Source organism: Yersinia massiliensis CCUG 53443 (assembly GCF_000312485.1).
GTDB classification, from domain to species: Bacteria; Pseudomonadota; Gammaproteobacteria; order Enterobacterales; family Enterobacteriaceae; genus Yersinia; species Yersinia massiliensis.
The window spans coordinates 286632-302914 of the sequence record NZ_HE997643.1 but is presented as its reverse complement, the minus strand read 5'-3'; the positions used below and the strand labels follow the sequence as shown (position 1 = coordinate 302914).

The following is a 16283-nucleotide window of genomic DNA, read 5'->3' as shown; positions in this document are numbered from 1 at the left end:
TTTTAAGCAGCACCTTGCTGAGATTTATTGGCGACCGTGTTGAGGATGTGATCCCGTGGACCATCAGCTACCACGCGGCCGTTATCCATCACAATGATGCGATCCACGAGTTTTAATAAGGCTGGCCGATGGGTGACCAGCACCAACATGCGGCCCTCTAGCCAAGTATGCATCTGGTTAATGACATAGTTTTCCAGTTGATCATCCATGGAGGCGGTCGGTTCATCCATCAACACCACTTGCGGATTGCGTAAAATCATCCGGCTCAACAAGACCATCTGCCGCTGTCCACCTGACAACCCTTGGCCCCCTTCATTGATAATGCGATCAAGGCTGGCCGCATCTTGTTGCACTAGGGTTATTGCGCCGCTAATGCGCAAAGCCTGTAGCATCTCCTGCTCGGTGGCATGAGGGTGGCCCAGCATCAGGTTTTGCCGCAGAGAGCCAAAAAATAAGCGAGAGTCTTGCGATAAGAAGCCCAGTTGACGGCGTAAATCTGCCGGTTCAACCTGTTTGATGTCCACACCATCAATGATGACTTTGCCTTGTGTGGCGCTAGCCTGACCGGCTAACAGTTTGAGTAAAGTCGATTTACCGGCCCCGACTTTGCCGAGGATCGCCACTTTTTCGCCGGGTTTTATCTCCAGTGAACCAATGGTGATGACGTTTTGCCCCTTTTCTTCATCATAGGTGTATTGCAGATTGCGCAGCTGATAGTGGCCATTCAGGATGGGGCAGTGCGCCATTTCCCCCTCTTCGGGTCTGTCCAAGGGTTTCTTGAGCAATTCATTCAAACCCGTCATGGCACTTTTGGCATGCTGCCAACGTGAGAAAACCATGGTCAGTTGCATTAATGGCGCGATGGTTCGCGAGGAAAGTAAACTGCTGGCGACCAGTGTACCGGTGGTAATCTCCCCGCCCAGTACCAAATAGGTGCCGAAAACCAGCATACCGGCATAGGTTAATTGTGAAACAGTCGAGGCCCACCCGGTGAGGCGCGCGCCCCATAACCGTTGTTTCATGCCAACGGCGGCGCTGACCTCATGCGTTTGTTCCCATTGGCGCTGGAAGTAGGGTTCAGCCTGTAACGCTTTGATGTCTTCGATACCCTCAATAGTTTCGACCAATATCGCATTACGCAGTGCGCCTTCGCGCATTCCCTCTTTCGCCAACTTTGCCATCGGGATTTGAATCAATAAGCCGGGGATCACGATCAGCGGGATGGCCAGCATCGGAATAACCACCAGCGGGCCGCCGATAAACGCCATAATCGCCAGAAACAGCAAGACGAACGGCATATCAGCCGCCGCCCCGACGGTGGTCGAGGTGAGCAGTTCACGCACTTGATCGATTTCACGTAGTTGGGAGATAAACGAACCGGTCGATTTAGGCCGCGCCTCGTTTTTGATCGCCATTGCGCGAACAAACAGCATCGATGACACATTCAGGTCGATTTTTTTCCCCATCAGATCCGAGATCTGAGTGCGGGTCAGTCGGATGATGTATTCCATAAATGCGGCCAATAACACGCCGAAAAACAGCACCCATAACGTGGTCAAAGACTGCGCCGGAATCACCCTGTCATAGACCTGCATGGAGAAGAGTATGCCGCCCAAAGCCAGTACGTTCCCCAATACCGAGGCGAGTGAGATTTCAGCAATTTTTCGCCCTGCGCCACGAAAGTTTTGCCAAAACCAATGCTTACGGTAAGGCTTCACGAATTCGTCGATTCGCTGATCTCGGCCACGATCAGCGATGCCCACCATCACAACCTGCCCTTGACTATTATCCAGCAAGGTTTGCAGGCTTGCTTCGCGCACCACATCACCGCCATCACTGAGCCAATAGTGGACTAAACCTTGGTCGTTGATGCGTTCGAGTACCGCCACGCTACCGGAATCCATTGCCACCAATACAGGCAGTAGCGCATTGCGCCAGCGCACTTTTTTCAACGGGACCACACTGCTCTGTAAACCAAGCAAACCGCTAAGGCGTTCCAATTGACGTAAGCCGCTGAGTTGCTCGAACCAACGCATTTGCTGAGTGAGAAACTTGATATCTGCGGGTTTACCATAACGGCTAGCCACCCGTGCCATGGCTGCTATCCAAACTTCAGTCGGGATAGGTGTTGCGGATGTCGATTGCGCGGATGTTGGCTGCGCTGATGCTGATGGCGTCGGTATAGATTGACCTGATGCAGATTGATCAGGCGTTGATTCATTCGCTGTAGTTTGACTAGCTGTAGTTTGACTTGCTGTTGATTGACTTGCTGTTGATTGACTCGCTGTAGATTGCATCATGCTACCCCTGTCGCGTCTCGTTATTGGGTCAATTAAGCACATCCCTTTGCCCACCACGGCGCAAAGGGGCTGCTATCAGAGCGTGGGTAACCTCTCACCGCTCTGGGCGACACGATCAATTCCCAACATATCCACCAGATTATCGACGGCAGAGGCATAACGCGCTGTCGCATCCCAACCGTCGTAAAGAGCCATGAGTCGCATGGAGTCGGCCTGTAACACATCCTGCTCGACACTCAATAGGTCATTCAGGCTACGTTTGCTGAGCTTATATTCATCCTGATACACACTGCGGGTATGGCGCGCGCTCTCCAATTGCAGTTCCCCTGCTTGCTGGCGCTGCACCGCACCAATCATGTCGGCATAGGCCGTTGCCGCTTTTTGGTTGACATCTAGCTTGGCTTTTTCAACTTCCGCTTGCGCTGCCGAACGTGCCCCTTCCGCAGCACGCACCTTGGCACTCACCGCACCGCCTTGATAAACCGGCGCTTCAACCGCCAGTTGAACCTGATCGTCCCAGTAAGATCGGGCATCATTTTCATAGCGTGTTCTGCCCGCCTGAAGTTTGACCGTTGGCCAGTGCTGCGCCTGACTTTGCCGTACACGTTCTCTTGCCGCCTGCTGTTTAGCCTCTGCACTGCGCACAGCACTGCTAGCATCATAGGGGATGGCATTCAGGGTGATTTTTTGCTTGAGCAAATCTTGGGGTAAATCCGGCAAATTATCGGAGACCACCCCCGTTAATACCGTCAATTGTGCCTTTGCCGAGCGTTCTTGGGCGCGATATTGCTCCAATGTCGCTACCATACCTGCAATACGGGTTTCCGCTTGTAGCACATCCGATTGCGAGCTCAGACCCGCATCCGCTCGAAGTTGTGCGGTTTCTTTCACTCTTTCCAGCGAGCTAATATTATCCCGTGCTGCCAGACTTAACGCCTGATAGCGCTTCACCTGCAAATACGATTGCACCGTGCTTAACCCCACCGCCGTCATGACGTTAAACAGATCATAACGGTAGGCATCGGACAAATACTGCTGTTCATTAATGCTGCCGCCGGTTTTACCGAAGTCATACAGCAACTGGCTCAGTTGAACCCCCGCCGATGCATTGCTATTCAGGCTACCGGCCGAATCGGTTTGATGGGATTTCCCTGCCGTCCCCTGTAACGCAATTTGCGGATACCAGCCACTTTCAGCGACATCCAAATCACCTTGCCCCACTCTGATTTTCGCAGCGGCTTGCGCAATTTGGGGATTACGGGCAAATGCCCGTAAAATCGCCTCGCGCAGACTCAGCTCCGCTAACTGCTCTTCACTGGGTGCTGATTGCCAATTAAATACCGCCACCGGCGGGGATTCAGTGGCCCCTGCCGGTGACAACCCGATCATCGATAGCAACATTGCACTGCAAAAGGTCGCGGCAATCTGCCGCCCCCCAACACGCCTCATCATTTTATTCATCACCGACATACCTCTGCGCCGATCATTATTCATGGGTCTTTTTATGCTTTACCGAGCCGGTGACATCACACTAAATGCACCTGTAAGCCTTGCTGGATCAGCACGTCGCCCAATGTATTGCTGCTCTCTAACGAGGAATTGTGGTAAACGTCAAACGTCTGCCCATCAATACTGCGTTGCCCGACACTATTCCAAACCCCCTCCGGCGTGTTACTGAGGGTGACCTGCCCACCCAGCGCCCCTTTAATCAGTAAATCATCTTGCGGTTTATCGGTCAGCGTCAGGGCATCGTGCAAACCAAGAGTGATGCTATTGGTGCCATTCATCCCTAAATCAATGATTTCGATATGCTCGATACTTAGGCCCAGATGAGTCAGATCCAGTGCTTGATGGCTGCCGCCCAGCGACAAGGTATCTACCCCTAATCCTCCGTCAATATGATTGAAATTCAGAGAGTTGACGGTGAACAGATCCGAGCCGCTACTGCCCGTCAATGTCTCGCCAGACATCACCCCGCCATCGGCTAAGTTCAAGGTAACGCCACCGATGCTGTAGGCACCCTCTGTCACGGTGGTTGTCAGGGTACTGTCGATGGGTTCACTGCTGGCAAGCGCTACCGAACTTTTCGCACTGACCGCATGTGCCGTGTCGCTGTTGCTATCATTGCCGCTGTTATCCATCATCAGACTGGCGGCTTGAATATCACTGCTGGCGGCCATGAGCTGGATACCAGAACCGGAAAGCAGCCCGACCGAGATGCCTTTGTAGTTACCGGCTTCGTCAGTGACGGAGACGGCTACCGTGGTGGTTAATAAGTTCAGTCCACTGAGGAAGGAGCCGTAGAACTTGACGCTCCAATGGCCGGTGTTATCGACGATCCCATCAAGGGTGTGGCCCAGTAACACCACTTTCACCGTGGTATTAGGCAACAAATTGAGGCTAGAGCCAGAAATAGTCAGGCCATTGACCGGCAGTAACAGTAGATTGCCGACATTCCCCAACACATCGACGCCCAGTAACGGCAGCGCATGAGTTTTCACCGTGAAATCAGTGTTAACCGCCGCCGTATTCCCCACGCTATCCGTGACCGAGACACCAATTTTGGCCGAGCCATCCAGTAAGCCAGTGAGGGCCGAAGGCGTAATTGGCACACTCCACGTACCGTCGCTGTTTATGGTGGCGGTTAAGCTGGCATTACCCACCGTGACCTTGATTTGCAGGCCGGCGGCATGGGTGCTGGTGCCTGAAATCACCTGCGCCGTCGTCGATTCAACGCCGTTGAGATAGTGGTCGGTGGCAAAGAAGGTATTGAGCGTAATGGTGGGCACGTTGATGCCGATAGAAACAGGCGCAGACACCGTTGCGCTGTGTCCCGCCGCATTGGTGAGATTGGCTGTCGCCGTAAAGCTGCCATCCAGTAGGCCCGCCAAGGCTGATGGAGGAACCAAAATGCTCCAAGTGCCATCGGCTTTCACTGTGGTGCTCAGCGCCAGATTACCGACATTCACATTGACGGTGGCCCCTGCCGCAAAGGTACTGTGACCGGTGATCGTTTGGGTCAGCAGTGCATCGGCGGCATTGAGTAAGCCGTCGCCAAAGATAGAATCCAGTGTTAGCGTCGGTATGCCATTGGAGATGACACTGAGGATGCCAGTACCCGAGGCGGGGTTGCCCACCGCATCTTGCAGTGACACATTGACCGTCAGATTGGTATCAATCACCATGGCTTTGAGGTCAATAGGTTGAACCAACACACTCCAATTGCCCCCCGCACCCACCGTGGCGGTATAGGGTTTGCCGTTCAGCGTGACATGGATTTGTGTTCCCAGCGCCACATTGGTGGTTGTGCCGCTAATGGTCTGTGCCACCAGCAAGTCAGCCACACTCAGAATGCCATCACCAAAAATCGTATTGACAGTCAAGGTCGGCTGCGCATGAATCAAGACATTGACTAAGCCGTTGGCACTGCTGGTATTACCGGCCCCATCCACCAGTGATGCACTGATGGTTTGGCTGCCATCCAAGAGTGTGCTCAATATATTGGTGGGGACGGATAGGCTCCATACGCCATTAGCACCGACGAGCGCACTTAATTGAGTGCCGCCAATGTTCACCAATACTTGTGTGCCCAGCACGCCATTCACCACCGTCCCACTGATGGTTTGTATGGCTTGGCTATCGAGAATACTCAGTAAGCCGTCACCAAAAATGGGGTCCAGTACCAGCTTCGGTAGGTTACTAATAATGACATTCACGCTGCCAGATGCAGTACCGGTGTTCCCTGCCGGATCAGTGACCGAGACTTGAACGGTCAGGTTACCGTTAGTCAGTGCAGTCAAATCAGCGGGTTGTAAGGTCAGGGTGAAACTGCCATTCGCGGTGGTCGTGGCAAAGAAGGTTTTACCGCCGAGAGTCACGCTGACCTGTGTTCCCTCTGTCACACCACTGACGGTCCCGCCGATAATTTGTCCAATAGCGGTATCCGCCAAACTGAGTTTTCCATCACCAAAAATCGGGTTCAGCGTGATAACTGGCGCGGTCACATCCACCATTAATGGGCGAGTGGCCGAATTGGTGTTACCGGCGATATCCGTTACCGTCACGGTGGCTGTCAATGTACCCGCGGCTAAACCGCTTAATGATGTCCCTGATAATGGCAGACTAAAAGCACCGTTACTGTCGAGGGTGGCCTGTAAGGTTAATGTGCCCAATTGGATGGATACCGTAGCACCCGCAGGCAGGTTTTTAACCGTACCACTGATGAACTGTGTTACCGAAAGATCGTTAATATTCAGAATGCCATCGCCAAAGATCGGGTTAAGGGTGATTTGCGGAAGATTGTGCGTCAGCACGTTCACTGACGTCTGTGTTTCAGCGATATTACCCGCGGCGTCTTTGACCGAAATGCCCACTTGCAGGCTACCATCCTGTAACCCACTCAACAGCGAAGGCAGCACACTGACCTGCCATACCCCGCCGGCTTGCACTTGTGTGGTGAGCACATTTGTCCCAATCGTGACCGTGACCGTCGCCCCAACAGCCACATTACGTATGACGCCACCGAGCGTCTGGGTCGCCGCCGCCTCCAAGGCATTGAGGATGCCATCACCACCGATCAGCGACGTTAGCGGGTCGAAAGCCGGTAAATTGTGCGTCAGTACATTTAGTATTGGGGCACTGCCCACGTTGACCACATTATTATTGGCATCGGTGACAGTGACATTTAAGGCCAATGGGCCATCACCGAGCAACGCTAACTGTGCCGCAGGCAGGGTCAGCGTCCATTTACCATTGGCCCCCACATCAGCACTGAGCAGTACGCCATTCAGGGTCAGATGCACTTTGGCCCCCAAACCCGCATTTAATGCCGTGCCTGACAACGTTTGGTCGACTAATGCACCAACGGCATTCAGGTAGCCCCCGTTAAACAACGGATCAATGGTGACAGCCAGCCCCGAATTTAGCGCGACATTCACGGTGATATTGCTATTGCTGGTGTTGCCTGCCGTGTCGGTCACACTCACTCCGGCGACCAACGGCCCGTCCGCTATCCCCGCCATATCGCTCGGCAAGATGTTAATACTCCATTTGCCGTCATTGCCCACCACGGCCATGAGTGTGGTGCCATTCAGCGTTAGAGTTAACGTTTTCCCTTCCGCGCCTAATGCCGTACCCGACAACAGTGTGCCCAGAATATTGCTGTTCAGTACCAGTGAGCTGACATCCAGCGTGATCAACGGAGGAACCGTATCCACTTGCAGCGTAGGTGTTTTCTCAACGCTGTTACCCGCCAAATCAGTCAGGGTTACGGTGATGGTATTCGTCCCTTGTGGCAACGTCTGTAAGTCTGCTGCCGGAATAGTGACACTCCATAGTCCACCAGCCAGGATCACCGCGGAATAGTCTTTCCCGTTAAGCGTTATAGTGATAGGTCGGCCAATATCACTCAATGATGCCGTACCACTGAGCAGTTGTGGCAACTTCGATTCAAGCGCGCTCAGTGTGTTATCTACCGCAAATGGCAAGACCGTCAGTGTTGGCGGAATACGGTCAACCAATAGCCCGACTTGCTCAGTGGCAGTCCCCCCTACCAAGGTCGCAATTATCTGATAACTGCCTTCGGGGAGGTTGGCTTTTGGCAGTGTCGTTGACCAACTGCCATCCAGCCCAATCAACGGAGCGGGGACAATCGGGACACCATTGATCGTGAGCAGAACACTACCACTGGCCGTATTACTGACTTTCCCACTGATGGTAATAACCGAGGGATCACTGAGTTCATTGATAATATTGTTTTGGTTAATGGCATCAATTTTCATCGTCACCAGCGGAGCAACGATATTCACGTTAATGTCGACAGGGACGGCCTGACCGATGTTATCGGCGCTGTCCTTCACTGTCGCACTGATAGCCACGTTTCCAGTGCCAAGCGAACCTAATTGCGCACTCCCCACTGTCGTTGTCCACCGGCCATCGGCTCCCACCGTCGCCGTGAGATTCAGGCTACCGAAGGTAATGTTGACTTGGCTCCCCACCGCCACATTGGTGGTGCTACCCGTGATAGTTTGAGGTATTTTGCTGCCGGCAAAATCCAGGATAAGCCCAAAGGATGGGGTATCTACCGTCACCGTCGGCAGATTGTGCGTGACAACGCCAATATTGAGTGAACTGCTGGCCTGATTGCCTCCCGCGTCAGTGACCACAACGTTGATTGCGTGCTGGCCGTCTGGGATGAGTTTTAAATCGGCGGATGACACCGTGAGCGTCCAAATTCCCGTCACCGGATCCACATTTGCGGTATAGGGTTTCCCGTTAAGGGTGACAACGACCCCTTGCGAAGTATTGAGCAATCCGGTGGTGCCCGTCAGTATTTGAGCCGTGCCTGCTTCCACTAAATTGAGCACTGCACCAAAGGGGAGCGGATTAATGGTTGGCAAAGGCGGCGTCAGGAAACTGTCAAAATTCACTGAACCGGTATTGCTGTTACCCACCGCATCGGTGACGGTGACATGGATTTGGTGCGCACCATTTGTAAGGCCGTTTAAAGCACCCGCCGGAAGGGTGACCGACCAGTCGCCGTTGGCTGGATTAACCACGCCAGGATATTCAATGCCACCGACATCAATCTTCAACTGCACATTTTGGTTATTTCCCGTGATCCCCGTTTTACCGGTAATCGTGATCGCGGCCCCAGCCTCCGTAATGTTGACGCTTGCGCCAAACGAAAGCGGGTCGAATGACGGTGACGGCAATGCTTGCTGTGAAATAAAGACGATAGGCTGGTCCGGCAGAATATTGACCACGTTACCGCCCCGATCCGTGACGGTAACACCGATAGTGTGCGGGCCAGCGGCTAGGCCTGTGAGTAGTGCCGTTAACAGGGGCAGAGACCAACTACCATCCACACCCGCAGTGATGGTTTGGATGACCTGACCATCAATAGAAATGACCACAGTCTGCCCATTTCCCGTGATACCGGTGCTGCCCTTCAATGTTTGCCCTAACAAGGCTTCAGCCAGATTTAGCGTGCCATCACCAAAAGGCAGCGTCAGGGTTGGATGCGGTAAGATGTGCGTCATCACCTCAACAGTATCAAGCACAGAGCCGAGGTTACCGGCGGCATCTTTGGCAGTCACCGTGACGTCCCATACCCCATCCGGCAAGGCTTTTAATACGCTCGCAGGCAAGTTCAATGTCCATTTACCTTGCGCGGTGACTGTCGCAGCATAGCCCGTACCATTGATATACACCGTCACTTGCTGGTTATCGCCCAGAATGCCCGTGTTCCCCGTGAGTACCTTATCGGTGGCGGCTTCAGCGGCATTGAGAATACCGCCAACAATCGGTCCGGCATCAATGGTCGGGGCGGGATTCGTGGTGACCAAGGCATTGAATTCAAACAATTCAGTATCGGTATTCCCGACCCGATCGGTGATGGTGACGGAAATAGAGTGCTGACCATCAAGTAACGCGCTTAACGCACCGGCAGGCAGCGTGCAGATCCAAGTCCCATCAATAGCTACCGTGGCAGGATAAGTCACCCCATCGATTTTCAGTATGATGGTTTGCCCGCTGCCGATTGCGCCGCTTTTGCCGGTCAAGATTTGGCTAGCCGCCGCTTCAAGTTTATTCAGATAGCCATCGGCGAACGGCAAGGTAGGCAACGTGATATTGGGCACGTTATGGATCAACACATCCAAATTGGCGCTGGCCGAGGCATCGTTGCCGGTATTGGGGTCCGTGGCACTCACCGTCACTTTCGCGATGCCGTCGCTCAGTTTTTGTAGCTCAGTGGCACTAATATTGACCGACCAAACACCGGCTGACGTGACACTGCCGTTATATTTCGCGCCATCGATCGATACCACCACTGCCGTTCCCACCGCCAGATGCGTACTGCTGCCGGTTAACGTGACGTTCGCGCCTATCTCGCTGACACTCAAAATGTTGTCGGTGAATAACGGTGCTAAGGTCAGCGTAGGGACATTGTTGATAGCAACCGTGAGATTGGTGACACTGTGGCTTTCATTATTCGCCGCATCAGTCACACTGACTTTTACGCCGCCCACCAAGGGGCCGTCACCCAACAGCAGTAAATCAGTAGAGGGGACAGTCAGACTCCAACTGCCGTCGCTGAGCACTTTAGTTTGATAATTCAGTCCATTCAGCGTGACCGTCACGGTTAATCCCACATCACCTGCGCAGGTTCCTTTGACCACTAAGCCCAACAAGGCATCGGCCAGATTTAACACGTTATCCAGGTTAGTTTGTACATCAACTGTCAGTAACGGCGCTTGCGTATCAACGGTGACGTTATGGCTACTGTTCGCAGTGTTTTGCGCCGCATCCTTCACCGTAGCACTGATGGTATTGCTGCCTTGTGGTAACGCCTGCACATCGCCCGCGGGAACGGAAACACTCCAACTTCCATCGGCTTGCACAACACCGGTATAGGTTTTACCGTGCAAACTGACACTCACCGTTTGGCCAGCAGGCACACGCTGGGTATTGCCGTGGATCGTTAGCGCCGACTGACTTTCCTGATAATTAATGATGTCATCGCTGGTGACCGTCGCGACGGTTAGCGAAGGCTGATCAGCAGGTGAAGCAATCACGGTCACCTGACGGCCCGCATTTGCAGGGTTATCACTCACATCAGTGACTTTGGCAATGGCCGTTAACGCGCCATCGGGTAAGTTGCTAACATCTGCCGCAATGACGGTCACTTGCCAACTGCCGGTGTTACTGACCTGACCGCTATACACCTGACCATTGATAGTGACATTGACGTTGGCGCCGATTTCGTTGGACGTACCGGAGATTTGAATATTCGCTGCCGCTTCAATGGCATTAATCACACCGTCGGTTGCTATCGGCCCCACGGACAATTCTGGTGGTAATGTATCAACGACTATCGGAGTCGTGATGCTGCTGGAATTACCGCCCGCATCGGTAGCCAGTACAATGAGCGACTGTCCACCTTGCGCTAAACCTTGCAAGACATTCGTTGGCAACGTCAGTGACCAGTGTCCGTCGTTACCGACCGAGGCGGCATAAGTTATCCCGCCAATTGTCACTTTGACCGTTTGCCCTGCACCGGTGGTACCGGTCGTGCCACTCAAGCTCTGGCTAATCGCCGCCTCTGCTTGCGTCAAAATGCCATCGCCGAACAGCGTATTAAGCGTGACATTCGGCAGGCTATGGAGATAAATACTCAACTCGCTGCTGGTGGAAATGGCATTACCATTGCTGTCTGATCCTGTGGCGGTGAGCGTCGCTTTGCCATCCATTAACAGCGCCAAGTCTGGCTGCGAAATACTGACACTCCAATTTCCCCCTGCGAGTACAGTGGCAGAGTAGGTTTTGCCATTGAGTGACAGGATGATAAGTTGACCCGGATTGACATTGCTGGTGGTGCCACTCACCAGGATACCCGCCGTGATATCTTGCACGTTGATCACGTTGTCACCGGTCAGGGGATTGATACTGATCCCGCTTTGTACATTGTTCACCACAATGCTTTGGCTGCCATTGGCACTGTTACCGCTGGCGTCGCTGACGGCCGCTGTAATATTAATCGCGCCGTTATTCAGCAAGGCCAAATCAATCGCAGGGATTTGAATGCTCCAGTGACCGGAGGAGTCGACGACGGCGTTATAGGTTTTGCCGTTGAGCGACACGATGACTTGCTGCCCTGTCTCCACGCCCGTGGTGGTGCCGCTGACTGTTTGGTTGGCCTTCTGCTCTGCGCCATCAAGAATATTGTTACCGGCAAAAGCGCTGATGGTGAGTGTCGGTAAATGAAGTGGGTCTGCATCCAAGACCATATTTTGTGTCACGGTAGTGCGGTTACCCGCCGCATCCTGCACTTGCGTCGTCACGCTATAAGTGCCATCACTGAGTGAAGCAAAGGCTCCCGCCGGAATATTCAGGCTCCAGCGACCATTAGGTTGCACCAGCGCGGTATAGGTCTGGCCCCCGACAGTGACTTTCACCACCGCACCGATTTCAGTGCTACTGCCGCTCACCGCAATGCTCGCTGCCGCCTCGACAGCATTAATAATATTATCGGTACCGATCGGATCGACCATTAACCCAGGGGCTTGTGTATCGACTTTAAATTGCGTGTTCAACGTATGGGTATTACCCGCCACATCCGTGGCAGTAATCACCAACGGCTGGTTACCTTGTCCCAACCCTTGCAGCACATTGGTGGGTAACGACAATGACCAACTGCCATCTGCTGCAACGCTGGCAGTGTAAGTCACGCCTGCCAATTTCACGGTAACCAACTGGGCGTTCCCCGCCACACCGGTGTTACCGGTTAATGTTTGGCTTGTGGCGGTTTCTACACCATTAAGCGTGCCATCCGTAAAGGGTAACGTCAGGCTGGCGATAGGTAACGTATGGATATAAATCCCCAACGTTGCCGTGCTGTTAACTGGGTTACCTGCAGCATCCGTGGTCGTGGCCGATAATGTCGCATTACCATCAGCCAACTTTGCCCAATCCCCTGCCGGTATCTGCGTGCTCCAACTGCCACCGACACCCACTGTCGCCGTATAGTTTTTGCCGTTCAGCGTCAGGGTGACTGTTTGGCCCACATTCACATTGGTTGTCGTCCCGCTGACCGTCACACCCGCTGCGGCTTCAACCGCGTTAATCCGGTTATCCCCTGTCAGTGGCGTGATACCCAGCCCCGCCAACAGGTTATTGACGGTGATCCCGTGGGTTTCCGTCACTGGATTGCCATTAGCATCACTGACTGTCGCCACAATATTGGTGCTACCGTTGGCTAATAAAGCCAGATCAACGGCGCTCACATGGGTACGCCAACTGCCATCGGCCCCGACTGTCGCCGTGTAGGTTTTGCCATTGAGCGTAATGCTGACAGTGCGGCCTGCTTCCACATGTTGGGTCATGCCGCTGATCAGTTGATCGACCTTTTGTTCTGCGCCATCAAGGATGTCGTTGCCCGCAAAGGAATTAACGGTCAGTGTCGGTAAATTGGCTGGGTTAGCATCCAACGTCACGTTTGAAGTGACCGTGGTGCTGTTGTTTGCCGCATCGGTAATAGTGACCGTTAAGGGGCGGCTTCCGTCTGCCAGTAGCGCAAGATCGGCGGCGGGAATACTCACCTGCCACGTCCCTATTGCGCTGACCTGCGCGACGTAGTTTTTCCCGCCATAGCTGACCAACACACTCGCCCCAATATCTGGGCTGCTGCCACTGACGATGACAGACGCACTGGCTTCAAGGGCATTGATGATGCCATCCCCCGCAACGGGGTTGACGACCAATGAAGGTGCTTGCGTATCGACAATCACCGGCAATGAAATTTGACTGGTGTTGCCCGCCGCATCCGTAGCAGTGGCACTCAGCAACAATGTGCCTTGCCCAAGCGCTTGTAATGTCGCCGCTGGCAGCGTCAACGACCAGCTGCCATCTGAAGCCACGACGGGATGATAAGTTACGCCATTGAAACTGACCACAACCGTCTGCCCCGCGCCATTAGCCCCCGTAGCCCCCGAAATTGTCTGATCGCTCTGGACCTCAATACCGTTTAGCTTGCCATCAACAAAAGGCGTGTTGAAGGTGGCTGCGGGGACATTATGGATATAAATTCCCAGCGGAAGATTAACGTCTGCCGCACCTGGGGCTTGTACGTTTAACGTAATTTGCCCATCAGGCAGCAAGGCCAATTGACCCGCTGGGATCTGCACGCTCCAGTTGCCATTCCCATCCACGGTAGTGATATAAAGAATGTTATTGAGCGTCACCGTCACAGGCGTTAAAGCCGGTAAACCCGAGGAAGTACCACTGACCGTAATACCGCTCTGCGACTCGGACAGGCTAATCAGATTATCGCCAGTGATGGGGTGAACACCCAGCCCTACTTGGGTATTGTCTACAACAAGGGGTTTAGTTGCGCTGCTTGGATTGCCCGCGATATCGGTTGCGGAGGCCTTCAGTGAGGTCGTGCCATTGGCAATCATCGCCAAATCAGCCGCAGGAATTTGCGTACTCCATGTGCCGTCAGCCCCAACGGTCGCGGTATACGTCTTATTATTCAGCGTGATGTAAACCAATTGGCCGGCTTCAATGTGGCTCGAGGTACCACTAACCGTCTGGTTAACCTTCTGTTCAGCACCATTGAGGTTGTCGTCAGTCGCAAATGAATTGAAGTTTAATGAGGGCAAGTTGAGCGGATTAGCGTCGAGTGTGACATTACTCGTCGTGGTGGCACTATTACCGGCCCCGTTAGTTACCGTGGCGGTGATTGATTGTAGGCCATCACTCACTCCCACCAACGCGCCAGCAGGCAGATCGACCTGCCAAGAACCATCACTTTGCACTTTGCCGGTATAGGTTTTACCGTGAAACATCACCGTGACTATCGCCCCCAAGGCTGTTGAGGTGCCTTTGATGACCACGGTATGGAGTGACTCGTTCAGATTGATGATGCCATCATCCGCGACGGGCGAAATGGTCAGCGTAGGAGGGGTAGTATCAACCACCACCGTCAAGGTCTTCTCTACCGTTTGACCACTGCCATTGCTAACGGAAACCACCACATTATAACTGCCGTCATGTAAGCCGTGTAACATGCTTGAGGGCAACGAAAGCGTCCATGAGCCGTCAGCCGCAACAGTCGTGGTGTAGGTAAAACCATTGATTTTGACATTGACCAACTGCCCCGCCGCAATGCCGGTTGTCTTACCGCTCAGCGTTTGGTTGAGGTTGACTTCAACACTATTGAGGCGGTTATCGGTGCCTAAAGGGGCGATGGTGAGTGTTGGCGCTTGATTCCCACCGTTGTTGCCGCCGTTATTACCACCATTGTTACCGCCGTTATTACCGCCGTTATTGCCACCGTTGTTACCGCCGTTGTTACCACCGTTATTGCCACCTGAACTGCTATCATTCGAATGGTTACTGCCACCGTGCGATGCCGCTATACCAATTCCCCCAGCGATCGCCAAAAAGCCCAATGCGCCAGCCAACAACCCTGCGGAACTTGTGCTGCTACCTAATGCCAATCCCGCGACGCTATCAATCGAGGTAAATTCAGGCACTAAGGCGATGTCTCCGGCAACTGCGGCCCCCATAGCAGCAGGGAAGGAAGCATGTACTGGCGGATTGATGCCGTCATCGAACACCAACTCGCTGAAATTTCCTTCACCGTCAGTGGTGAAAAAGTGTTGATAACGCACAGTAGTGCCATCTTTCATGTGCAAAATCAGATCACTGCCTTGGCGCTCATAGCTCGCCACCATGGCTGGCGTACCGTGGATACGCACAATACTCAGTTCATTCAATACAACAATTTGCTGTTGACCCGTAACATGCGAGATCATCGCCCCATTTTGGCGAGAAATAATGTCAATTGACGCTGTGGTTGGATTCGCCATGGTTAACCTCAAAAATCAAGCAAGACACTATCTCCACGTAAGAACATACCGGGGGGGACCCTGATAAGTCGGACGCTGGAGGATAAAATAAACGCCTCGCACAGGAGGGTTTAAGCTTGTTTCTGGTGTGGTTAACAACCGCAAAGGAATCAGCGAAATCGATACGTTACATTTTTTATATTTAACTTTTAATGTGATTTCAAATAGTAAATTGGCGAATCACTACTTACATATAAGTAGACAACTCACTAACTGTACAATGATATTTTCCATTTAATTGGCACACATTAAGAATTCAAATTGGTAGAAATACTCTCAAACCCAACTCTTTAAATCAAAAAACCAACAATCAATTAATTGATAATTATTGATTTTTATTGATACTAGCGTCAATGTAACATGATATTTCATACTGAATGCCTTTTCTTCTCCGCAATCAATAATCATTAATATTTTTAATGTAAATTCATTTCTATAGTCTTTCCTTAAGTCAAATTAATGCTCACCATAGTTCAGATTTTTGAATGTGTTGGCTTAATTTTTCATTGTTTGATATTTAAGCAAAATTGAGTTCTGAGCAGACAACTGGGGATTAAGTCATCGATTATTC

Annotated in this window: 3 protein-coding genes; all 3 read right to left on the bottom strand. The window is 52.6% G+C overall.

The window, feature by feature from the left end; translation table 11 throughout:
• Positions 1 to 2: 2 nt before the first annotated feature.
• The 3 genes from BN68_RS01435 to BN68_RS01425 all read right to left on the bottom strand — a co-directional run bounded on the left by BN68_RS01435 (position 3) and on the right by BN68_RS01425 (position 15673).
• A complete protein-coding gene (locus BN68_RS01435) occupies positions 3 to 2300 on the bottom strand; it encodes a type I secretion system permease/ATPase (RefSeq protein ID WP_261373855.1) in 2298 nt (765 codons plus the stop codon).
• Positions 2301 to 2375: 75 nt separating this feature from the next.
• Positions 2376 to 3689, bottom strand: a complete 1314-nt coding sequence (locus tag BN68_RS01430) for a TolC family outer membrane protein (RefSeq protein ID WP_231294022.1) — start codon at positions 3687 to 3689, stop codon at positions 2376 to 2378.
• 137 nt (positions 3690 to 3826) lie between these two features.
• Entirely contained in the window at positions 3827 to 15673 is an 11847-nt protein-coding gene (locus BN68_RS01425) for an Ig-like domain-containing protein (RefSeq protein ID WP_019209368.1), read from the bottom strand.
• Between the last annotated feature and the right edge of the window lie 610 nt (positions 15674 to 16283).